General features: G+C 30.7%; 20 protein-coding genes. 1 reads left to right on the top strand and 19 read right to left on the bottom strand.

Annotated features, from left to right (window positions below):
• Nucleotides 1–16: 16 nt before the first annotated feature.
• The 19 genes from fabD to CBquer539_RS01680 all read right to left on the bottom strand — a co-directional run bounded on the left by fabD (nucleotide 17) and on the right by CBquer539_RS01680 (nucleotide 23,734).
• Nucleotides 17–952 (bottom strand): ACP S-malonyltransferase, encoded by a 936-nt coding sequence (fabD, locus tag CBquer539_RS01770; protein WP_500836179.1) that lies wholly within the window; start codon nucleotides 950–952, stop codon nucleotides 17–19.
• Between the two features lie 29 nt (nucleotides 953–981).
• Nucleotides 982–1,935 (bottom strand): beta-ketoacyl-ACP synthase III, encoded by a 954-nt coding sequence (locus CBquer539_RS01765; protein WP_500836178.1) that lies wholly within the window; start codon nucleotides 1,933–1,935, stop codon nucleotides 982–984.
• Between the two features lie 6 nt (nucleotides 1,936–1,941).
• Entirely contained in the window at nucleotides 1,942–2,997 is a 1,056-nt protein-coding gene (gene plsX, locus CBquer539_RS01760) for a phosphate acyltransferase PlsX (RefSeq protein ID WP_500836177.1), read from the bottom strand.
• Nucleotides 2,998–3,000: 3 nt separating this feature from the next.
• A complete protein-coding gene (rpmF, locus tag CBquer539_RS01755) occupies nucleotides 3,001–3,171 on the bottom strand; it encodes a 50S ribosomal protein L32 (protein WP_500836176.1) in 171 nt (56 codons plus the stop codon).
• Nucleotides 3,172–4,475: 1,304 nt separating this feature from the next.
• Entirely contained in the window at nucleotides 4,476–5,216 is a 741-nt protein-coding gene (gene ybgF, locus CBquer539_RS01750; protein ID WP_500836175.1) for a tol-pal system protein YbgF, read from the bottom strand.
• A gap of 58 nt (nucleotides 5,217–5,274) precedes the next feature.
• A complete protein-coding gene (gene pal / locus CBquer539_RS01745) occupies nucleotides 5,275–5,802 on the bottom strand; it encodes a peptidoglycan-associated lipoprotein Pal (RefSeq protein ID WP_500836174.1) in 528 nt (175 codons plus the stop codon).
• Nucleotides 5,803–5,861: 59 nt separating this feature from the next.
• Nucleotides 5,862–7,214 (bottom strand): Tol-Pal system beta propeller repeat protein TolB, encoded by a 1,353-nt coding sequence (tolB, locus tag CBquer539_RS01740; RefSeq protein WP_500836173.1) that lies wholly within the window; start codon nucleotides 7,212–7,214, stop codon nucleotides 5,862–5,864.
• 85 nt (nucleotides 7,215–7,299) lie between these two features.
• Nucleotides 7,300–8,892: a cell envelope integrity protein TolA gene (tolA, locus tag CBquer539_RS01735; protein ID WP_500836172.1), complete on the bottom strand. Its 1,593-nt coding sequence runs from the start codon at nucleotides 8,890–8,892 to the stop codon at nucleotides 7,300–7,302.
• Between the two features lie 140 nt (nucleotides 8,893–9,032).
• The gene (locus CBquer539_RS01730; protein WP_500836171.1) at nucleotides 9,033–9,458 is read right to left on the bottom strand and encodes a biopolymer transporter ExbD; all 426 of its coding nucleotides are present in this window, start codon (nucleotides 9,456–9,458) and stop codon (nucleotides 9,033–9,035) included.
• Nucleotides 9,427–10,173 carry a protein TolQ gene (gene tolQ / locus CBquer539_RS01725; protein WP_500836170.1) on the bottom strand — a complete coding sequence of 249 codons (747 nt, stop codon included), beginning with the start codon at nucleotides 10,171–10,173 and terminating at the stop codon, nucleotides 9,427–9,429. Before tolQ ends, CBquer539_RS01730 begins: the two co-directional genes overlap by 32 nt.
• Before the next feature lie 342 nt (nucleotides 10,174–10,515).
• Entirely contained in the window at nucleotides 10,516–11,388 is an 873-nt protein-coding gene (sucD, locus tag CBquer539_RS01720) for a succinate--CoA ligase subunit alpha (RefSeq protein ID WP_500836169.1), read from the bottom strand.
• A gap of 4 nt (nucleotides 11,389–11,392) precedes the next feature.
• On the bottom strand, nucleotides 11,393–12,571 hold the full coding sequence (gene sucC, locus CBquer539_RS01715) for an ADP-forming succinate--CoA ligase subunit beta (protein WP_500836168.1): 1,179 nt from the start codon (nucleotides 12,569–12,571) through the stop codon (nucleotides 11,393–11,395).
• Nucleotides 12,572–12,688: 117 nt separating this feature from the next.
• Nucleotides 12,689–13,936, bottom strand: a complete 1,248-nt coding sequence (gene odhB / locus CBquer539_RS01710; RefSeq protein ID WP_500836167.1) for a 2-oxoglutarate dehydrogenase complex dihydrolipoyllysine-residue succinyltransferase — start codon at nucleotides 13,934–13,936, stop codon at nucleotides 12,689–12,691.
• Between the two features lie 20 nt (nucleotides 13,937–13,956).
• Nucleotides 13,957–16,815 (bottom strand): 2-oxoglutarate dehydrogenase E1 component, encoded by a 2,859-nt coding sequence (locus tag CBquer539_RS01705; RefSeq protein ID WP_500836166.1) that lies wholly within the window; start codon nucleotides 16,813–16,815, stop codon nucleotides 13,957–13,959.
• Nucleotides 16,816–17,023: 208 nt separating this feature from the next.
• Entirely contained in the window at nucleotides 17,024–17,770 is a 747-nt protein-coding gene (locus CBquer539_RS01700; RefSeq protein WP_500836165.1) for a succinate dehydrogenase iron-sulfur subunit, read from the bottom strand.
• A gap of 17 nt (nucleotides 17,771–17,787) precedes the next feature.
• Complete coding sequence (gene sdhA / locus CBquer539_RS01695) at nucleotides 17,788–19,572, bottom strand: succinate dehydrogenase flavoprotein subunit (RefSeq protein WP_500836164.1); 1,785 nt, start codon at nucleotides 19,570–19,572, stop codon at nucleotides 17,788–17,790.
• The gene (gene sdhD, locus CBquer539_RS01690) at nucleotides 19,573–19,923 is read right to left on the bottom strand and encodes a succinate dehydrogenase, hydrophobic membrane anchor protein (RefSeq protein WP_500836163.1); all 351 of its coding nucleotides are present in this window, start codon (nucleotides 19,921–19,923) and stop codon (nucleotides 19,573–19,575) included.
• The gene (gene sdhC / locus CBquer539_RS01685; protein ID WP_500836162.1) at nucleotides 19,896–20,306 is read right to left on the bottom strand and encodes a succinate dehydrogenase, cytochrome b556 subunit; all 411 of its coding nucleotides are present in this window, start codon (nucleotides 20,304–20,306) and stop codon (nucleotides 19,896–19,898) included. The genes sdhD and sdhC overlap by 28 nt, the downstream gene beginning before the upstream one ends.
• 1,769 nt (nucleotides 20,307–22,075) lie before the next feature.
• On the bottom strand, nucleotides 22,076–23,734 hold the full coding sequence (locus tag CBquer539_RS01680) for a phosphoglucomutase (protein ID WP_500836725.1): 1,659 nt from the start codon (nucleotides 23,732–23,734) through the stop codon (nucleotides 22,076–22,078).
• 293 nt (nucleotides 23,735–24,027) lie between these two features.
• Here CBquer539_RS01680 and CBquer539_RS01675 point away from each other — a divergent pair, with 293 nt between their 5' ends.
• On the top strand, nucleotides 24,028–24,732 hold the full coding sequence (locus CBquer539_RS01675) for an alpha/beta fold hydrolase (protein ID WP_500836724.1): 705 nt from the start codon (nucleotides 24,028–24,030) through the stop codon (nucleotides 24,730–24,732).
• Nucleotides 24,733–24,860 lie beyond the last annotated feature (128 nt).

Here is a 24,860-nt window from a genome sequence, read left to right as displayed (position 1 = left end):
CAAATATACTCTAATTCTAATTAATTTTAATTGCTTTTGACAAAGAAACAGGATCATTTACTGATAAACTGAATACATTGTTTACAGTACTGTGTATCAACTTAGTTAATATTGTTCCAGGACCCATTTCTAAAAATCTCTCAATTTTTTGCTGATGAATGCAATATTGCACGATTTCATGCCAACGCACTGGAGTATACAGTTGTCGTATTAACGCATTACGAATATCGTTTGGTTCCCGCTCGACATACACATCAGTATTATTTACTACTGGTATAGTAGGCGTAGTAATAAGCACTTTTTCTAATTCTTTTCTGAATTTTTCAACTATTGGTTTCATTAATGCGCAATGTGATGGAACGCTAATTGGCAGCATAAATATATGTTTCGCCCCTACATTTTTACAGCACAAGTTAACACGATTTACTGCTTCTTTATGTCCGGCAATAACTATATGTCCAGGCGCATTAAACCCAGCGGGAGAAACAATTTGATCTTGTTGTGCTGCTTTACATAATTTAAAAACAACATCATCATTTAGCCCAATAATTACAGACATAGCTCCATGGCCATACGGTACTACTTCTTGCATCAACATGCCACGTATCATCACTAATCTAGCTGCAGAAGATAAATCTATGCTTCCCGCGCATACTAAAGCGGAATACTCGCCTAAACTATGTCCTGCCATTATCTTTGGTATACAACCTCCTTGCTGCTTCCATATTCTCCAAACAGCTACTGAAGCTGTCAAAATAGCTGGCTGTGCTCGGTAAGTTTTATTTAATTCTGTAACAGGGCCATACTGTACCATTTTCCATATATCATAACCCACAACCTCTGATACTTCAGCAAAAGTCTCCTCTACTAATGGATAATGTGCTGCAAGAATTTTTAGCATTCCTACTCGTTGAGCCGCTTGCCCTGGAAAGATTACAGCCAATGTATTCATATGAACTAATATTCCTCTTGTAATTTTTTCTAAAATCTTAATAACGCTGAACCCCAAGTAAATCCAGCTCCAAACGCTTCTAATAATACTAATTGACCCGATTTAATACGACCATCGCGTACGGCTTCATCTAATGCTAAAGGAACAGAAGCTGCGGATGTATTCCCATGTCTATCAAGTGTAACCACTACCTTTCTCATATCCATATCTAATCGTTTAGCAGTAGCGGAAATAATTCGTAAATTTGCTTGATGAGGTACTAACCAATCTAATTCATCTTGACGTAAATTATTAATATTAAGAGTTTCATCGATAACACGTGCCAAAACAGAAACAGCTATTTTAAACACTTTGTTGCCAGACATAGTTAAATAATTAGATACGGTAGGATACTTCCTATTACAATTAGGGAGAGTTAATAAATGTCCATGATGTCCATCTGCATGTAAGTGGATAGAAATAATACCTGGAGTTTTAGAGCGGCCAAGTATGACTGCACCTGCTCCATCGCCAAACAAAATCAATGTACCACGATCCCTAGGATCCAGAGTATGACTTAAAGTATCCGATCCTACAACTAAAGCATACTCTACACTGCCATTTTTAACATATTGATCTGCTACACCTAATGCATAAACAAATCCAGAACAAGCTGCTGATAAGTCGAAGGCAATAGTATCTCTTATACACAAATCACGTTGAATTTGACATGCTGAACTAGGAAATGCATGACTGGAAGATGTAGTTGCAACAATAATAATACCTATTTTGTCAGCATGTACACAAGACATATCTAAAGCTCGTTTGGCGGCAAAATAACCCATTTTAGCGACAGTTTCATCAGAACTAGAAATACGACGTTCTTGAATACCAGTACGAGCTACAATCCATGCATGCGATGTATCTACCATTTTTTCTAAAACAATATTAGATCTAATGTGTTGAGGCAAATAACTCCCTGTTCCAAGAATTCTAGTAAACATGTATATTTAATGATTATTTTTAGATAATACTGCGCTTAATTGATTAGAAATTTTTTCTGGAACTTTTCGTTCTACAGCATTCATCGCTTGTGTAATAGCAGCAATAAATGCACGTTGATTAGCTGCGCCATGACTTTTGATCACTGTACTTCGTAAGCCTACTAAATGAGCACCGTTATACCAATCGGGGTTGAATTGACTGAATTGATTAAATAAATATTTACTCATACAAAATTTAATACCTTTCATAAACCAGTTCAGGTTATTTTTTTTTCCTGATGATTGCAATGTTGCTAAAATGACTCTTATAACTCCTTCCATAGTCTTTAAAGTAATATTACCAATAAATCCATCGCAAACTAAAACATCCGTTTTTCCCATTAATAAATCATTTGCCTCAATATAGCCAACATAATGAATTGATGAGATAGTATGCAATATCTTTGAAGCATAGCGAATATTATCTAAACCTTTAGTTTCTTCTGATCCAATATTTAATAACGCTACTCTTGGATTACTTATACCTAAAATTTGTTCTGATAATACTGAACCCATAATTGCAAACTGTACTAACATTGCGCCATTACATGAAATATTAGCACCTAAATCTAAAATAACAGTTTTTCCTTGTTTTTGATGTGGGAGCAGTGTTGTTAAAGCCGGGCGTTCAATACCATTTACAGATTTAAGCACTAATTTAGATAAACCCATGAGGGCGCCTGTATTTCCTGCGCTAACACAAGCTTGAGCACGGCCTGACTCGATAAGTTCTAAAGCTACACGCATTGAAGTATCTCTGCTCACTCTAATAGCCTGAGCAGGTCTAATATCTCCACTTATTACTGATTTTGCCGGAATAACAGTTAACCTATCCAGACATACAGATCTTGATTCTGCTAAAATAGGTACAATTGTATCAGGATTTCCAACAAGTAACAATTCGAGTCTTGGGTATAAAGACAACGCTTGCAAGGAAGCGGGTACCGTTACAACAGGACCGAAATCACCGCCCATTGCATCCAATGCGATAACTAAATTTTGTAATTGTATATCGTTTTTCAAAAATTACTTCTCAATCATTTTTCGTCCACGATAAAACCCATCAAAAGTAATGCAATGACGCCGGTGTACTTCCCCAGACATCCGATCTGTTGATATAGTAACCGGGCGCAATGCATGATGAGAACGACGCATTCCTCTTTTAGAACGAGTAGATTTATTTTGTTGTACAGCCATGTTATATCTCCTTTTCAGGATATTTTAATATTGTTTGCTATCAAGTGGTCAATCTAATTGTAGTTAAATTGCCAAACAATTAAAACGAACTTTCTTTAATTATACGCAACATAATCTTCACATTAATAATATTTTATTTATTTGTAATTTAAAACATTATTTTACTAAAAAAATAACAGATTAATTATCTATCGCTCAGTAAATATATTTTTATTTATTTAATTAAACTATTTATTTACTTTATTATAAAATGCTCTATAACTTATTTTAAAAAACAATGATTACATACGTATACTAAATACGTATATATGATTATATATATAATCATAGCTTATGTTAAGGTACCAATATTATCATAGCACTGTGTTCTTGCTGTATTAATTTTATGAACTTACTGATTTCCACGATAAAAAATATTATCTATAGAACATCAAAAACAAGTCTTTTTAACATCAACCATTTATACACAACTCAATATAACATTAAATGATACGTTCAAAAGAAAATCAACTTGCTTAAATATATACATCTTCACCTCTTACATTGTATAGCTATATTGTGAATATTAAATTCTTACTTATGATCAATATTATCAAATCTACACACTTCCATAATTCATCAAAAATCAGCAATTAATTGTATTTTTTTTTTAGAATAAAATTATCTAAATATTATGCAAATAATACTAATTTTATAAAATCTTTGATTTCATAATTAATTTAAATAATTAGTTATATGAGATAATATTCATTTTTAATTAAAAATATGCAATTAATTAATGTTGGAATTAATTATAGTTTTTATTATACAATAAATAATTTTAAAACTATTTAAAAATAGCATACATCATCTTTTTGAACATAACATTAACGATAATAATTAAGTTTTATTTTTAAAAATATTAAATATGATGTTTGATTTAACAAGTTATTGCAATTAAACTGGTAATTATATGTTATGTATTATTTAAATGTAACATCTCCTGATATGATTTCTACATGAATAAAATCATATTCAGATTATAATTAATTATTTTCAACAAAACGTTTTTGTTACTAGATATTTTAATGTTTATTATCAATAATAATATTAAAAACATTTCGTTAAGAAAAGATAAAGTGATAGTCATTATAGATGATGATAATGACTAAACAGTAGAATTTTGCTGTAGAAATTAATAATTTTTTTTTAATTATATAAGGCTACCGTTCTTTATTATTTTGGCTATCAAAATGATATTTCGTGTCAACTATCACATAATGAGAGATTAAAAAAAATTAATTTCAAGCAATAATTTATTATGATTATAAATGTATCAAACGTTTTTGTGCTTGTTTTGCTGCATCACTGTTAGGATATAATTTACCTACTTGTTTGTATATTATTTTAGCTTTATCGTTTTGTTCTGTTTCTTGCATAATGATTCCTATTTTTAATAATGCATCTGATGCTTTTAATGATTTAGGGTAATTCTTCACGACTAGAGCAAAATGATAAGAAGCATCGTTTTTGTTACCTTTATTATAATAAAGTTGCCCTAACCAATAATGTGAATTAGCTTGATAAATTGATTCTGGATAATTTTTAACAAAACTTTGGAAAGCTTCTATTGCTTGATTATACTGTTTCTTTTCCAATACCAATGACACTGCTTTTTTATAAGCAGTGTCTACATCAATTATCCCAGTATTATTAGTTTCTTGATTTTTTTTAATGTTCGAATTAATGGATAGTTTATCAGCAATATTGTCAGAATGGTACGTATTGTTATGTTTATTTAGGATATTGGTGATGTGATGATATGATTCTTTTTGATTATTTACAATTTCTGATATATGTCGTTGTATATCTTGAATATGCCCACGTAATATATCAATATCTTGTTGATTTTCAGTTAATTGTTGTTGTATTTGAATTAAACATTGACTGTGTGCATCGTATATTTGATGTAATTGTTCCATGTGTTGATTGTTATTTGTCTTATAATGTATGCTTTTGGCGCATACAATATTGCGTTGTGTAATACTACTACATACGGTTATCATAATTATAACCGTATGTAATTTAAACAGAAATGATATAAATTTTATTATATGAATATTATTATCCATATATTAACACAACGCGTCTATTTTGAGCATAAGCTGTTTCGTTATGTCCTAATACAGCTGGTTTTTCTTTACCATAAGATACAGTCAACATTTGTTCAGATAGTACACCTTTACTTTGGAGGTATGATTTTACAGAGTTAGCTCGACGCTCACCTAATGCAATATTGTATTCCGGAGTACCACGTTCATCTGCATGACCTTCAATCTTAATGCGATATAACGGATTATTACATAAAAAATTAGCATGCATATTTAATGTACAAAAAAATTTAGGAGGAATGTCATATTGATCCAAAGAAAAATAAATAATTTTATCAGATTTTAATTCTTGGATTTTTGGTTGTATTTGTTTATTAAGTGCTCTGTTACTTTGTGTATTGGTATGTTTATAATTATCCGATTTGATGTTTTTATAACTATAAGTAATGGTATTGTTTTTGGGCAGTGAAGAACATTCAGTTATTACTATACTCATACTTATTGTAAATACTAGTTGTTTAAAAAAATTATTTAGTTGCATTTATATATCCATTATGCATTATTTTTAATTGTTAACTATAATAAAAATAATTATGCATTTTATTCTGAATGTAATGGAGACCAAGTTGGAAACCTCATATTTCCCACACACCCTTGTATATGAGCTTTAAAATGTCCATCAACAGAAATTAACTCTAAATTAGATGTTGTTGTGGTTACATCTTTAATATTGCTGTATATCACCATAGTATTGTTAGGCGCTATACTGGGGGTATCAGCCAAAAATGTATCTGTTAATATCTCTTCTTGCCCAGTTAATAAATTCAATTTAGCAATATTTTGTTTCCCTTGATTTCTGTTCACCATCATTATCAATGTACCGTCTGAGCTAACATTTGGTTTTTGATTACTAGTGCGCAGCCAAGATAATCTTTGAACATCAGCAGTATTAATATTAATTTTATATATTTGTGGTCTACCTCCTTGATCAGAAGTATAAGCTATATTTTGATTATCCGGAAACCAACTAGGCTCAGTATTATTGTTTCTATTGTTGGTTAGCTGTTTAATTTCTCCAGACTCTAAGTCTATAATGTATAAATTTAAACTACCTGTCTTAGATGAAGCAAAAGCTAATTTTTTGCAATCAAAAGAAAAAGCAGGAGCACCGTTATGATTTGGAAAGTCAATAATATTGTCAACAAACCCAGTGCTTAATGTTTGAATAACCAGCTCTGCATGACCAGAGTCGAAAGTAACATAAGCAATTTTTTTTCCGTCTGGAGACCAGGCTGGAGACATTAATGGTTCTGTTGATCGACAAACTGAGATTTGATTATGACCATCGTAATCAGAAATGTATAGTTCATAAGGATATTTGCCATTGTTAATACGCAACACATAAGCAATACGTGTACAAAACACACCTTTTATACCGGTTAATTTTTCAAAAATTTCATTACTTATAGTATGCGCCACATAACGTAACCATCTTTTTTCTACCGAATATTGATTTTCTGCAATTATCAACGCAGGGTTGCTAGAAGTATCTATTAAATGATATGAAATAATATAACTCTCATCATAATTTATATGTATTGTTCCTAATACAATAATATTAATACCTAATTTTTCCCAAAAAGTTGGGATCACATCAGATACCTTAGTAGGCTTATGTGGTAAATATTCCACGGGCACAGTATTAAATTTACTACTATTGCGTAAATCAGAAGCTATTATTGATGCTATATCTTCAACTGGTATTAATTTATTATATTGATTATTAACACACATAAAAGGTATTATAGCAATGGGATGCGCGGTATTTACTCCACATGTAATTTTAACATGCATATCTGCAATCAATGAAGGTTTACCCAAACATAAAATTAATAATATTAATAGAAATATTCTTTGAAACCAATTTGATAATTTATTAATTTTTTTAATCATTGAGGCATAAAAAGTTTTGTAGTTAAAAAAGATCATTTAATAACTAATATATTATTATTATTTTATAAATGTGTAAATATTTTGTTTATTGAGGGGAAAAATTTAATGTTGTATTTTTAAATATTTGATAAATATCTGTATTTGGGGGTGTAGGAATTTTTGCTAATTTAACTGCTATCATTGCTGCTTGACATAGATCAGGATCTCCAGATATAGCAGTTACTGACAGCAATGTGCCATTAGGTGCTAATTTGATGAGTAGGCTACATTGTTGACCAACATAGTGAGAAACGTTATAAAATTTTTGTTGGATTGATTCACTGAGCATGCGTTTGTATGTATTGATTTCATTATTTTTAATCACATCGTTTGAGATATTATTGTGATTGCCATTTTTTTTTGTTGTTAAATTTAACTTTGATTCTTTGTTATTTTTTATATATTTTTGTTGACTAGTTAATGTATTTAATAAAGTATTCAATTCGTTAGAATTATGAGACACATAATTTAACTCATCATACGTTAATGTATTTTTTTTTATAACATCATTTTTATGTTGATTTTTTTTATTAGGGGTGTTGGGTGCTGTTGATCCTCCCAATTGACGCTGTGTTTCTGTTATGTTGAATCTATTTGATGGATCTTGATGTTGATTTTTTTTATTAGGGGTGTTGGGTGCTGTTGATCCTCCCAATTGACGCTGTGTTTCTGTTATGTTGAATCTATTTGATGGATCTTGATGTTGATTTTTTTTATTAGGGGTGTTGGGTGCTGTTGATCCTCCCAATTGACGCTGTGTTTCTGTTATGTTGAATCTATTTGATGGATCTTGATGTTGATTTTTTTTATTAGGGGTGTTGGGTGCTGTTGATCCTCCCAATTGACGCTGTGTTTCTGTTATGTTGAATCTATTTGATGGATCTTGATGTTGATTTTTTTTATTAGGGGTGTTGGGTGCTGTTGATCCTCCCAATTGACGCTGTGTTTCTGTTATGTTGAATCTATTTGATGGATCTTGATGTTGATTTTTTTTATTAGGGGTGTTGGGTGCTGTTGATCCTCCCAATTGACGCTGTGTTTCTGTTATGTTGAATCTATTTGATGGATCTTGATGTTGATTTTTTTTATTAGGGGTGTTGGGTGCTGTTGATCCTCCCAATTGACGCTGTGTTTCTGTTATGTTGAATCTATTTGATGGATCTTGATGTTGATTTTTTTTATTAGGGGTGTTGGGTGCTGTTGATCCTCCCAATTGACGCTGTGTTTCTGTTATGTTGAATCTATTTGATGGATCTTGATGTTGATTTTTTTTATTAGGGGTGTTGGGTGCTGTTGATCCTCCCAATTGACGCTGTGTTTCTGTTATGTTGAATCTATTTGATGGATCTTGATGTTGATTTTTTTTATTAGGGGTGTTGGGTGCTGTTGATCCTCCCAATTGACGCTGTGTTTCTGTTATGTTGAATCTATTTGATGGATCTTGATGTTGATTTTTTTTATTAGGGGTGTTGGGTGCTGTTGATCCTCCTAATTGACGCTGTGTTTCTGTTATGTTGAATCTATTTGATGGATCTTGATGTTGATTTTTTTCTATTTTTGAATCGGAATGGTAGATGAAGGTATTGATTGGATTTTTATTATTGGCTATGTTGGTGGTACACTGTTGTTTTTTTGTCATTATGTGTTTATTTAAAAATAAACACATAATGACATGTCCAATGATAGATATCATCACAGCAGAGCCAAATTTTTTATAATATCTATTAAATAAATTTAATAATATCATCTGGTTTTATAAGAAGAGTCTCACTACGTAATTTAAATAGAAGGATTAGTTATCAGTCCAATTGAATGAACGCCTATGCTATTTAATAAATTTAACACTTTGACAATTTCATCATATGCTACAGTTTTAGAAGCAGCTATCAAACATGTTATATTAGGAGTAATGCGTATTTGATAGCTTATTTCTGATGAAATTCGATTTACACGTATCTTCCTCACATGTGTATTATCGATAGTAAGATTATAAAATCCCATTCCTAAAATTTCAATAGTAATTATAAGTTTTTCATTATTAATAATATTTGTTGTTACCTCACTATTTGGAAGATTTACTTCAAAAATTTGTGTTATTTTAGATGGTACTATCATAAACATCATTAAAAGAACTAACAATATATCTAAAAACGGTATGATGTTAATATCAGATTTAATCGAGTGTTTTATGCGCTTTCTCTTCATATTGATTTTCCTTGTTTAACATAGAATCAATATTAAAAAAAATCTGATGATATAAAATTGTAATAAATTCTTCTGTAAAATTATTATAATCTTGATCCATATTATTTATTTGTGTAGTTAAATAATTAAATGCCATAACTGCTGGAATAGCTACTAATAAACCAATTGCTGTAGAAATTAATGATTCAGCGATACCTGGAGCGATGATTTGTATATGAATTGTTTGAGTAACAACATTGTTAGCAGTTGTTTTACCCAATTCGAGAAAAACGTGTATAATTCCTAATACGGTTCCAAGTAAACCAAGATACGGACTGATAGATCCTATGGTACCTATTAATGCAATATAATCTTCTAATGACTTTAACTCTATATTGATTGCAGTATGCATGTTATCTAATGTTCTGGCAATTATTGTATCAGGTGAACAATGTTTCACTTGATACAACTTAGAAAATTCTCTAAAACCTACATAAAAAATTTGTTCAGCTCCATTTAATTTATTGCGACGAGTTGAGGTTTTTTGATATAAGTTAGACAAGTCGGTTCCAGACCAAAATTCGTCTTCAAATATTTTTAGTTTACGCTGTGCTGAATTAAGCACAAAGACACGATGAAAAATAATACTCCAAGATAATACAGAAAATCCAATTAATATGCATACACTAATTTGCACCAAAATATTAGTTTTTAAAAATAAATCAAAAATGTTCATACTAATTATTAATTACATGTTGTATAAAAGGTATATAATGCATTTTTTTTGCGGATGATATATGTAAGAGTTATAAAAAATGTGATTTTTTCTATAAATAACAAATTGTCAAATATAAAAGAGTTTTTTAAAAACATATTAAAATAAAAAAGCACCTATTTTGTTTTCTCATAAAACGAAATAGGATAAAGAACAAAAATGATCACATTCTTAAAGTTGAAAACAATAAAAAACCGGTATCATCATACTTAATCTATTGTCACTATTATATATCAATTTATATTAATATTTTTTTAAAATATTTTATGTATATGTTATTTTTGTAATATATATTGTTTGTTGTTATTTCATACCAATGGATTTGATATATTGACCAATGTTAATAAAGTCATTTACGACATGTACTCCTGACTTAGATAAAATAGCGCATTTTTCTCGAGCCGTGCTACCGATTCCAGAAATAATAGCACCCGCATGGCCCATACGTTTTCCTTTAGGAGCAGTAGCTCCAGCAATATACGCAACCACTGGTTTTCTAATATATTTTTTAATATGTGTTGCTGCTTTCTCTTCAGATCTACCTCCTATTTCACCAATCATTACTATTAATAATGTTTGAGGATCTTGTTCAAATAATGATAATATATCAATGAAATCTAAACCGAGTATTGGATCGCCTCCAATTCCAACACATGTGGATTGACCTAATCCAAGATCAGTGGTTTGTTTTACTACTTCATATGTTAAAGTACCTGATCTGGACACAATGCCTACGCCACCTGGGTTATGAATATCATTGGGCATGATTCCAAGTTTACACTGACCTGGAGTAATAATTCCTGGACAATTTGGTCCAATCATATATGTATCATGTTTTTTTAATTGTTGTTTTATTAACAACATATCCAACATTGGAATACCTTCGGTAATACAAACTATTAGCTTGATACCCGCATGGATTGACTCTAAAATAGCATCTTTACAAAAAGGAGCGGGCACATAAATAATAGAGGTTGTTGCATGAGTATTACTTATTGCTTCATCAACAGTATTAAATACTGGCAATCCAAGATGGGTGCTTCCTCCTTTTCCCGGGGTAACTCCACCTACAATTTTTGTACCATAGTTTAATGCTTGTTGCGAATGAAAACTGGCGTGTTTACCAGTAAATCCTTGACAAATTATTTTGGTGTCTTTATTAATCAAAATTGACATTTTTTCACTTCACCGCGGTTACAATTTGTTGAATTGCATAAATTAAATTATTAGTAACAATAATATTAAATTTACTGTCAATTAATCGATTAGAACCTAATGTAGAATTATTACCTTCTAATCGAGCTACGATAGGAATATGTGCTGTATTATATGCGGATAATGCAGTGATGATACATTCAGCAATTAAATCACAACATATAATTCCGCCAAAAATATTTACAAGTATCGCTTTTATTTTAGTATCTTTTAAAATCATGTCAAAAGCTGATATCATGCATTCTTTACTAGCGCCCCCTCCAATATCTAAAAAATTAGCAGGAACCCCGCCTAATGATTTAATTAAATCCATAGTAGCCATTGCCAACCCAGCCCCATTAACCATACAACCAATGTTTCCCTCTAAGGGAACATAGTTAATGGAATCCCATTGACTATTAGATATAGTATTATTATTATTATTGATGTTGTTTACCGTACATATATTTAATAACTCTGATTGTCTAAATATAGCATTGTGATCTACAATAATTTTAGCATCTAAACAAAAAAAGTGATCATTATCAGTAATAGCCAATGGATTAATTTCAATTAACGTTAGATCTCTTTCCAATAACATATGTGTTGCATTTACAACAATTTTAGAGAACTGATTGATTTTGACGCCAGATAAACCTAATTTACATGCTAATACCCGTCCTTGATAAGGATATATTCCTGTTATAGGATTTATAATACTCTTATGAATAAGATTGGGTGTTGTTTGTCCCGTAATTTCGATGTCTGTCCCACCTTGTGTAGAAGATATGCACATTATTTGAGCTTCATCTCTATCAACTAATATACTTAAATAAAATTCTTGAATAATATTGACAGCTGGCTCTATTAGAATATAATTCACTAATTCTCCAGCATCAGTTGTTTGATATGTCACCAATCTATTACCAAGCCACTTATTAGCAAAAGATAATATATCTGTTGTGGAGTGGACAACACATACTCCTCCTGCTTTTCCACGCCCTCCTGCTTGTACTTGACATTTCATTACCCATGGGCCACTGCCTATGCTATTTGATGAAATATAATGTTCTATATCATTTAAAGTAGCACATAAGAAGCTTTTTAAAATGGGTAAATTATATTTTACCATCAGTTTTTTTGATTGATATTCATGTAAATTCATAATATGTGACCATGCGTATTGTGATTGCTGAAGATAATATAGTAATTAAATTTAATAATAAAATTAATTCATTAAAAATATACGAATATAAAATATATTTATTGTGCACGCATACCATTAAATTTCTAAAAACAAGCGCACTGGATCTTCTAACAACTCTTTAATATATACCAAAAAACTTACCGCATCTTTTCCATCGATTAATCTATGATCATATGATAGCGCTAAATACATCATAGGTAATATTGTTATCTGCCCATCTTGCGCTATAGGTCGGTCTTTTATTGCATGCATACCAAGAATTGCGCTTTGCGGAGGATTAATAATAGGAGTAGACAGTAATGATCCAAAAACTCCCCCGTTAGTAATGGTAAAATTGCCTCCACTTAATTCCTCAATTGTTAGTTTGCCATCTTTCCCTTTTTCAGCTAAAGATCTTATATTTTTCTCTATATCAGAGACACTTAATGTGTCAATATCTCGTAATACTGGTGTAATTAAACCACGTGCTGTAGATACTGCAATACTTACATCAAAATAATTATAATATACTATTTCTTCTCCATCAATAGATGCATTGATTTCAGGAAAATGCTTCAAACCCTCTAAGACTGCTTTTACAGAAAAAGACATCAGTCCTAACTTAACTCCATAACGTTTTTCAAACAATTCTCCATATTTTTTCCGTAATACTATGATAGATTGCATGTTTACTTCATTAAAAGTAGTCAACATAGCTGTAGTATTAGTGACAGCTAACAAGCGTTCCGCAATTTTTTTTCGTAATCTACTCATTACAATGCGTGTTTCTTTACGATCATTTTTTATGTTTTTCATATGATAATGATTTGCATCATCTACATAATTTTTTTGATCAGTACAGTGTATTTTTTTTTCTGAATGAATATGTGCTTCTATATCTTGGCGAGTTAAGCGTCCTTTAATTCCACTGCCTTGAATGTTCTGTGATTGTAAATTATGTTCTACTATTAATTTGCGAATAGACGGAGTTAAAATCTTATGATGCTCATTGTTTTGAGTAATAATATGTTTTGGAGATACTGATGATACAATAGATTTTTGATCTGGCAACACTTTTTGCATATCTTTTTTAGGAACGACATGATCAATATTTAAACGACCTAAAATTTGCCCAGATACTACTATTGATCCCTCTTGTTCTAAAATTGATTCTAATATTCCTGTGTTGGGAGCAGGAACTTCTAACATAATTTTATCCGTTTCAATTTCAAGTAAAATATCATCTTGTTTAACTTTATCTCCTGCTTTTTTATGCCAAACCGCAACAGTAGCGTCTGCAACCGATTCGGGTAAATTCGGAACCAAAATGTCTATACTACTCATTTTATATCCTTTTAAAAAAATTAATTTAGATTTAATGCATCATCAATTAATTTTTTTTGTTGTTGTTGATGAACTGAAAAATATCCTACTGCAGGCGCAGCAGAATCAGGACGCCCTATGTAATTTAATGTAATATTTGAAGGTATTACGTTATAAAGACAATTTTGTATATAATGCCAAGCTCCTTGATTTTTAGGTTCTTCTTGGCACCAAATAAAATCTTGTACATTGGAATAAGAAGAGAAAATAGCCTGTATATTTGTATAAGGAAAAGGATATAATTGTTCAATACGAATAATGGCTATGTTACATTGTTTATTTTTGCGCCGTTGACTTAACAAATCATAATATACCTTCCCAGAACATATTATCACACGATTGATTTGATTCGAAACAATATTATCATCTATTTCTCTTAAAATAGTTTTAAATGATCCATGTACCAAACTGTCTAATGAAGCAGTTACCATAGGATGCCTTAATAGAGACTTTGGTGATATCACAACTAATGGTTTTTTAAGGTCAGCACTACATGTTGCTTGTTGACGTAATATATGGTATATTTGGTCTGGAGTAGAAGGTATACAGACGCGTATATTATGTTCAGCACATAATTGTAAATATCGTTCTATGCGAGAAGAAGAATGTTCCGGTCCTTGTCCTTCATATCCATGAGGTAAAAGCATTACCAAACCGCATAATTGACCCCATTTTTGTTCGCTAGAACTAATAAATTGATCAATAACGATTTGAGCTCCATTAGAAAAATCCCCAAATTGTGCTTCCCAAATAACTAACATATTGTTCGCTAAAGTGGCATAACCATATTCAAACGCCAAAGTTGCTTCTTCAGATAGCACTGAATCCCAGACAAAAAAAGATCCTTGTTTATTTTCTTTTGTATTAAGGTGCATTAAAGGGGTATACGTCGTGCCATTGTTTTGATCATATATCACAGCATGTCTATGGAAAAACGTTCCTCGAGCGGCATCTTCTCCAGATAAACGGATAGAAATGCCTTGATCTAGCAAAGTTGCGTATGCTAACACCTCTGCAGCCCCCCAATCAAACAATCTATTACCTAGAGCCATCTCCATTCTTTCATGGTAAATCTTTTTTACTCTAGAATGCATGGCGATGCTCGATGGAATATCGTTGATGCAACAGGCTAATTTTTTTAAGTATTGGATACTCATTGTATCAGAATATAGATCGTTTTTATTGAAGTTGTTGGTATATACATGCAAGAGGGATCGAATATGAACTGGTTTCCATTTATGTAGAATGCAACATTCTTTATCTAATTTCTCACGATATGTATTAATCATTTTGTAATTTTCATCTATATTTATTATTCCATTATTACTTAAAATATTAGAATAAATATTAAGTAATGTTGGATGATTACGAATTTTTTTATACATCAGAGGTTGAGTAACACTTGGTTCGTCGGCTTCATTATGTCCATGTCTGCGATAACATATCAAATCAATTATTACGTCACGTTTAAACATTCTACGAAAATTCAATGCGATTCGAGTAACATAAGCTACTGCATCTACATTATCTGCATTAACATGAAATATAGGAGCTTGTATCATTTTTGCAATATCCGTACAATATTGTGTAGAACGCATATCATGAATATTTGATGTTGTAAATCCTACTTGATTATTAATAATAATGTGTACTGTACCCCCTACATCATAAGCATGCGTTTTGGACATATTAAAAGTTTCTTGAACGATTCCTTGGGCGCTAATTGCTGCATCTCCGTGTATTATGATTGGAAGTACTATATTATATTCTTTTTCATCATGATGAATCAATTTCTTAAACAATTGATCCATTCGTGCTCGAGCACATCCCATGACTACTGGACTAACAATTTCGAGATGAGAAGGATTGCATAACAAAGATAAATGTATGATCTCTCCATTAACTGTAATGTCTGAATAAAATCCTTGGTGATATTTTACGTCACCGCTACCACAGGTAGTATGGCGCTTATCAGAAAATTCATTAAATAAATCTTGAGGATTTTTACCTAAAATATTAATTAAAACATTTAGACGACCACGGTGAGCCATGCCTAAAAATATTTCTTTAATATTATGACAACTCACAGAGTAACGTATAATTTCTTTTAGCATAGGAATTAAAACATCGCCACCTTCTAATGAAAATCTTTTAACTCCTGGAAATTTTGTGCCTAAATAACGCTCTATTCCTTCTGCCGCTACTATTTCTTGAAGAAATTGTTTTTTCTCTTCAGCATTAAAATTGAACATTCCTGCTGTGGATTCAAAATTATTTTGAATCCACAGCATTGCATTTACATCAAGAATGTGCATATATTCAATGCCTATGGGTCCACAATAAGTTTTTTTAAGAAATTCATATATTTCCAGCAAAGTCATTGATTCTTTATTTATTCCAAAATGAACCACATCGAATTTTTTTTGAAGATTTTGTAGAGTGAAACTATAACTCTCTAAGTCTAATAGATAGTTTTTAAATGCATTGCTCCATAACTGTAAAGGATCTAGCATAGCATATTGATGCCCATATATTCTGAAAGAATTTATTAATTGCAATATTTGTATATAAGTCACATTACTACAAGTGTCAGTTTTTACGTGTGATTCATTCAATGCAATGCTGTGTTTTAATTGAGATTGAGTGCTATTTTTTAAATTATCAAAAGATTGATTTTCATAACTTTTTTCAAAAGACAATTGTTTAAAAGCCTGAATCCAACTAGAATCTATAAAATGAGGATTTTTTAAAAAATCCTCATAGATTTGTTCTATGTAAGTTTGATTATTTTTTACCAAATAAGAAGAATCTAACCAATTTTTCAGTGTATCACTATACATTGTAAAATCCTTGTATTCTATTATATTTAATTTTTTAAAACATCCAATTCCTAATCAACCGATTTAATAAATTAACATGTATATTGCAAATAAATTAATTGTATGATTTTGTCAGCTATTGTAATCATACATAGATACACACTACAACTTCATCGGACCATCATTCATATATCATTGTCAATTATGTTTTACAATTATTACTTTTGTCTTAAATGTTATCTATACCTATTGCATTTTTTGCTAGTATCCTCTTAATATGGCCTATAGCTTTGGATGGATTTAACTTTTTAGGACATACATTAACGCAATTCATAATATTATGACAACGAAAAATGCTGAAAGAATCTTTCAAATTATTTAATCGCTCTTTACTATTAGTATCACGACTATCCATTAAAAAACGATATAAGACCAATAATCCAGCAGGACCAATGAATTTATCCGGATTCCACCAAAAAGATGGGCAAGAACTAGAGCAACATGCGCACAATATACATTCATAAGATCCATCTAATTTAGAACGTTCTTCTGGAGATTGCAAGTATTCGTGAGACAACTGAGATTGTTGATTAGAATGATCATTAATTAAAAACGGTTTTATCCTTTCATATTGCAGATAAAATTGACTCATGTCCACCACTAAATCTCGGATTATTGGAAATCCAGGTAATGGACGAACTATGATTACATTCTGATGATTTCCATCATATAATTCTGTTACTGAGGTAATACATGCTAGACTATTTGTACCATTTATATTCATTCCATCGGAACCACATACGCCTTCTCTGCAGGAGCGACGAAATGCTAAGGTTGGGTCTTGTTCTTTTAATTTAATTAAAGCATCGAGTAATGTCATATTTTTTGTATGTAATACATTAAGTGTATAATTCTTCATATAAGAACGCTTGTTAACTTCAGGATTATACCGATAGATGGAAAATTTAATTTGCATATTTAAACCCCATTTTTTTAATACGCGCGGGTTTTTGGAGGAAAAGGAGGACGAAATTTTGGCTCTATATTAACATTACGGCAAATCATAATGTCATTTTTTGGTAAATATAACGTATGACATAACCAATTTTTATCATCACGCATGGGAAAATCATAACGACTGTGAGCTCCCCTACTTTCGGTTCTAAAAATCGCAGCCATAGCAGTTACGTAGGCAGTTTCTAATAAATTGTCTAATTCTAAACATTCAACACGTTGTGTATTAAATGTATGCGATTTATCAGATAAAGTAGCACAATTCAGTCGATTACGTATTTCCTTTAGCTCTTTTAAACCTTTTAACATTTTTTGTTTTTCTCTAAACACGGAAAAATTATTTTGCATACACAATTGTAAATCTTGACGTATTGTGACTGGATCTTCCGTTGCGCCCGATTTATTATTGTTCCAGCGAACATAACGGGCTAATGATATTTCTATATCAGAATCAGTAGGACCGCGAACTGGCCATTCTTCTTCTGATAAATATGTTTGTATATACGTTCCTGTTGCACGCCCAAATACGATCAAATCTAATAAAGAATTTCCACCGAGCCGATTAGCGCCGTGTACTGACACGCAAGCAGTTTCTCCAACTGCGAATAAACCTGGTACTATCTTCTCTCTCCTTCCATCTCCATTGTGTATAGTAATCACTTCTCCATGTATTGTTGTAGGAATACCACCCATCATATAATGACAGGTAGGGAATACTGGAATTAACTCTTTTACAGGATCTATATGAGAAAAAGTACGTACCAACTCTAAAATACCAGGTAATCGTAACTCTAATAATTCTTTTCCCAAATGATCTATCTTTAATTTAACGTGAGGACCGCATGTACCTGTATAACCTCGACCTCCTTGAATTTCCAGCATAATTGCTCGAGCCACCACATCACGTCCAGCTAAATCTTTTACATTAGGAGCATATCGTTCCATAAATCTTTCTCCTTTAATATTTAAAAGATATCCTCCTTCACCACGACATCCTTCGCTTACTAAAATTCCAACACCAGCTATACCAGTAGGATGAAATTGCCACATTTCCATATCCTGAGCAGGAATACCTGCACGTAATACCATGCCAATTCCATCGCCAGTATTTATATGAGCGTTAGTAGTAGATTGATAAATACGCCCTCCTCCTCCAGTTGCAAGCACTGTAGCACGTGCTTTAAAATATACTAATTCTCCTGTTTCAATAGAAAAAGCAATACAACCAAGTATTCTTCCATCTTGATTTTGTACTAAATCTAACGCGTACCATTCTGAAAATATAGTTGTTTTGTTTTTCAAATTTTGTTGATATAGAGTATGTAATAGCGCATGTCCAGTGCGATCAGCAGCTGCAGCAGTACGTGCTGCTTGTTTTTTTCCATAATACAAGGTCTGCCCTCCAAATGGTCGTTGGTAAATACGCCCATTTTTTAACCTAGAAAATGGTAAACCCATATGTTCTAATTCTAATACTGCTTGAGGGCCAGTTTTGCACATATATTCAATAGCATTTTGGTCTCCTATATAATCCGATCCTTTGACAGTGTCATACATATGCCATTGCCAATCATCTTCATGATTATTACCAAGAGCAACCGTAATCCCCCCTTGTGCAGATACTGTATGTGAACGTGTAGGAAAGACCTTAGATATTAAAGCGCAGGAAAACCCCATTTTAGAAATTTGCAGTGCAACGCGCATACCTGCACCGCCAGCTCCAATGACAACAGAAAAAAATTCTTTAATTGGTATATGATGCATCTATACGCTCCAAATAATAATCATTCCAAATAATAAGTACATGAATAATATAAAACCAGTTGTCCATATCCCTAATTGTCTTAATGCGGAGAATTTTATGTAATCTTCTAACACATGGCGCATGCCAATCCAAGTATGACTTAAAGCAGATAGCAAGGCCAGGATACTAAATATTTTAGTAGTATTTTTGCTAAAAAAATCATACCATTTGTCATAAGACAGAGCGTGATCAAAAATAATAAAAATAGAGATATACATGATGTACAATAACATCCAAACGGCCGAACAACGTACTAACAACCATTCATATACTCCATGATTTTTCAAGATTGATTTAATAATGGATACCATATCAAAATTCCACTGAAAATAGATAATAAAATAATCAGCATAAACATAACTTTTGCACTAATTTTTCCTACTAATAATGTTTGATGTATACATCCAAAATCCATTAAAATTTGACGGACCCCAGCGACTATATGATAACTAAATACTATTGTAACTATCCAAAACAAACATTGGAAAATATAATGATTCATTAATAAAAAACTACGAATTTTGCAGAATTCATTATTGGAAGATAAAGACAATTTTAATATCCAAAGCATGGGTCCAATTATTATGAATAATAAAATTCCAGATATTCTATGTAAAATAGAAGCAATAGCAGTGATAGGAAACCGTATAGTTCTGATATTTAAATGCGTTGGTCTTCGATTGTCTTTGATCATATAAACACTCTTAAGTTATATAATGACGAACATATGTTGTAGTGACACGTTCTTACATCTTAAAACGTTATACAGCAAAAAATAATTAATAATAAAAAATAATTATTGTTATATTTTATCTCACAAAATGTAATTTTTTTATATGCATTATATTTTCAATTTGATATATATCTGCAGATTACACTAATTTTATCAGCATTATAACAAATGATTAGATCGTATGTAATACCATATCCTGCATATTATTAACAATTTAATAATATTATAAAATTTAGAATTGAATTCAGTTGTTTATAATTTTTTTAAGAAAAATATATATTATGCAATAATAAGGCGGGGTAGATTATAAATCTTTTGTTTTTTATATTACGCAAAATAGATGAAAAATAATGTATTCAACATTAGTAATGTATTATTATCGTCAGTTATTAAAAATTTTTATATTTTTTAACTTAATTTGACGTTAACTAGGTTAAGGTTGTTAACCTTTGTCGGTTGAGGTAGCTATTGTTATAACTGAAGGTGCTGTTAAAATAACATAACACATAGGCAAGAAATAATATAGCATTTGAATAATAAACATTTTGAATCATAAAGGTATTCTTTTTATAAAGAATTAATATCTTTTATTAACATTATTGTAAATTAATTCATCTTATAAAAAATAAGCAAATAGGAGATTATAAATATTTTACTTGTGCTTCTGATGTCACATGTATTATTTTTATAAATCTAAAAAAAATTTTATTGTTTATGACAAAAAGATTGTTACAAAAACGAATATATAACAAGTTAATGTTGTTAGTATTTTTAGTTTTTTTCATAGAGTATTAACATTTGCATTGTGTTTCTGTGTATCATCAATATTCTAGAAATGAATTTTTTATGTATCCTCTATTTATCTTAAAAAAATTGCTTCTACACTGATATCAATCATCATACAATACTTGATTGCTTATAAAATGAATTATCTATACATTTAATTCTAAATTTCAGAAATAAATTCCATATGGTTATTTATGTATATTGTTAATGTGGTTACAAAAAAAGTTTATTATTGTTCGCACAAATGTACAGACAATTATTTAAATATAATTTAGAATATTTAAGTAGTCATTTAATTAAAGTGTTACTAAATCTGGTTAGATATACTACTAACGTTGTTAGTAAAATATATATACTTTCAATATATACATATTCTGGGTATTTTAAAATATAAACAGTTATACATAACGCAATGCGTTGACAATCACATATAAAACTGTGACTTCCTGCGCTGTAATACACCAAGCCTATCATAAAGTACTAATTAATCATATATTTTTCATATAATTTATTAAAAATGACTATCGTATTAAGATACGTCCTTTATATTATTTATATTTTATTAAACACAGCAATTTCTAATGTAGATTGCAGCTAACTAAGCATTATTTAAAAGATATGGAAATTTAAAACATCTATGTTTATTTTTATGAATGCACACATTAATTCTATGATATTTAATACCATGGTAATCAACAGCATTAATAACGATGTATGCAGTTGAATTTTCACTTAAAAAAATGGATGAAAATTTTAACTTAAAATCGTAAATGTCCACACAATAATATAAATACACATATAACGATATATGTAATAAAGATATAATTGTTATTCGTGTCCATAAGATAAATTGTATGTAAAATGTTATTCAGTGATAATGAAGACTAATAAATATAATTATTTGATAACTACTATCTGTAATTTATTATCGTACATATATTGTATTAAGATGTATTCAGTATAGTATTGATAATACCTATTATTTCCTTTTCTATTTTTTTTCTATGCGCAATATTTAAAAAGCTTTCGCAATAAATTTTATATACTAATTCAGTACCCGATAGTCGACACGCTACCCAACCATTACGAGTTACTATTTTTATACCATCCATGGATATTTGATGTCTTAATGGGGCTATATTGAATATTTTAATAATAGGATCATCTGCTAATTCTGTCATATTAATCTGATTAAATAATGTGCTGGAAATCAGGGATTTCTGTGTATCATTAACGGGGAATTGAATACGATTATAACTAGATATATCAAAATTTTGAACTAATTGATCATAATACTGCTGTAAAGATTGATTATTAATAGCAATTATTTCAGCTGCTAATAGACACATAATCAGTCCATCTTTATCAGTAGACCATGGAGAACAATAAAAATCTAAGAAAGATGCTCCTGCGCTTTCTTCGCCTACAAACCCAAAGCAACTATTAAACAATCCTTGCGCAAACCATTTAAAACCTACCGGTACTTCTAATAATTGACGCTTGAGATTGTATGCTACTCGATTTATCATAACACTTGATACATAAGTTTTTCCTAAGGACAATGAATGATTACGCCACAATGGGCGATTATTAAAAAGATAATTCGCTGCTATTACGAGATAATGATTGGGTTTGATTAAACCAAGAGGAGTAATAATTCCATGTCTATCACAATCTGGGTCATTAACTAAAAGCAAATCAAAATTATCATACGATTTTAATACTCCAGTCATTGCGAATTCAGAAGAACAGTCTATTCGGATGCAGCCGTCATAATCAAGATGTATAAAACTAAAAGTTTTATCAATTTCTTCATTGATTAAATTTAAATCTAATTGATAACATTGGGCGATATTTTGCCAATAATCTATACTTGCCCCACTTAAAGGATGTACTCCTAGTTTTAAACCAGATGTTTTTATGGCCTGCATATCGATTATTGTGGATAGTTGTTTTACATAATTTAGAATAAAATCTTGTAGATGTATATAACCACTTTTCCAAGCTTTATTTAATGTCATGCGGCGTACATTTTTTAAATTATTTGCTAAAAAATTATTGGCGGTATGTTCAATTGCACGAGTTATACTAGTAGAAGCTGGGCCGCCATATATTGAATTATATTTTATCCCACCGTCTTCAGGTGGATTATGAGAAGATGTGATAATGATACCATCAGCTTTTTTTGCATGATTATCATATTTGTTTTTATTATATTGAGTGATAGCATGAGAAATAACAGGAGTTGGAGTATAACCATTGTTTCTTTGAACAACGACATCAACAAAATTAGCTGCTAATACTTCAAGTACAGATATGAACGCTGGCTCAGAAAGTACATGTGTATCTTTTCCAATGTAACATGGTCCAGTTATGCCTTGTTGCGCACGTACTTGCGCGATCGATTGGCTAATTGCCAATACGTGTGCTTCGTTGAAACTGTATCTCTGAGAACTACCACGATGACCTGATGTACCAAATATAATATTGTGACCGTCATTACTTGGATCGGGAGACAAGGTATAATATTGTGTTATTAATCGAGACGTGTTGATAATTTCATTATAGGATGCAAGTTGTCCAGAACGAATATGATGCTTCATATAAAGATCTCCTTAAATTAATTATCTTGTGATTTAAGAATATTATTTTACTTTTTTCGTAAAGTCTAATGATATATTTTGGTTTGTAGTTTCGACTATATTCAACAATGATTGCAAAAAGTGATGGTTTCTATCAATTGATAGTATTGTCATTGTTATATATATTAAATATATGTATTATTCAATCATGATAAATAATATCTTGAAAATTACTACAATAGCACTATTATATGCAGCTTAATTACAGATTTCGAATATTTAAAAGTATATGTCGTCAAAGAACCCCAGTAATAATGATCCATGGTCTTTTCGGTGATCTTACTAATCTTGGAATAATTGCTGAAAGCTTGGTTCTATATTGTTATGTCGTGCAAGTTGATTTACGTAATCATGGTCGTTCTCCTCATGAGCAATCTATGACTTATTACATGATGGCAAAAGATATCTTAGATTTATTAGATCAATTATTAATAAAAAAATGTATAGTCATTGGGTATTCAATGGGCGGAAAAGTTGCCATGAAACTATGTACGTTGGCAGCTCATCGTATCAGCAAAGTCGTGGTTATTGACATAGCTCCAATAAAATATAATATGCATAACCATGATAATGTTTTTCGCGCAATTGAACACATTAATACATCTGGAGTAAAAAATAGAAGCGAAGCCGCACGTTTTATGCAACAGTATCGTATTCATCAAGCATTAACATTATTTTTATTAAAATCTTTTCGTCAAGGATCTTGGATTTTTAACTTTGCAGCTATCAAGAGCAATTATACTCATATCAGCGACTGGCACACATATCAAACTTGGTGGGGTCCAGCGTTGTTTATTAGAGGTGCATTATCTTCGTATCTCAATGATCGTTGTTTGCATGATATCTATCATCAATTTCCACAGGCATATATTCGTACGATACCTAACGCAGGACATTGGGTGCATTGGGATAATTCTGCACATGTATTAAGTGCAATTAATAAATTTATTATTTATTAACCTTTATAATGCAACGTTATATTATAACGTCTATTTTATTATTTTTTCAATTTATATCATTCCAAACAAATAATATTGATAATTATTGAATTGCTTAGGTATTGTATAAATGGTATTATGGGACATCA

Source organism: Blochmannia endosymbiont of Camponotus quercicola, assembly GCF_059935335.1.
This window is presented reverse-complemented; position numbering and strand designations above follow the sequence as displayed.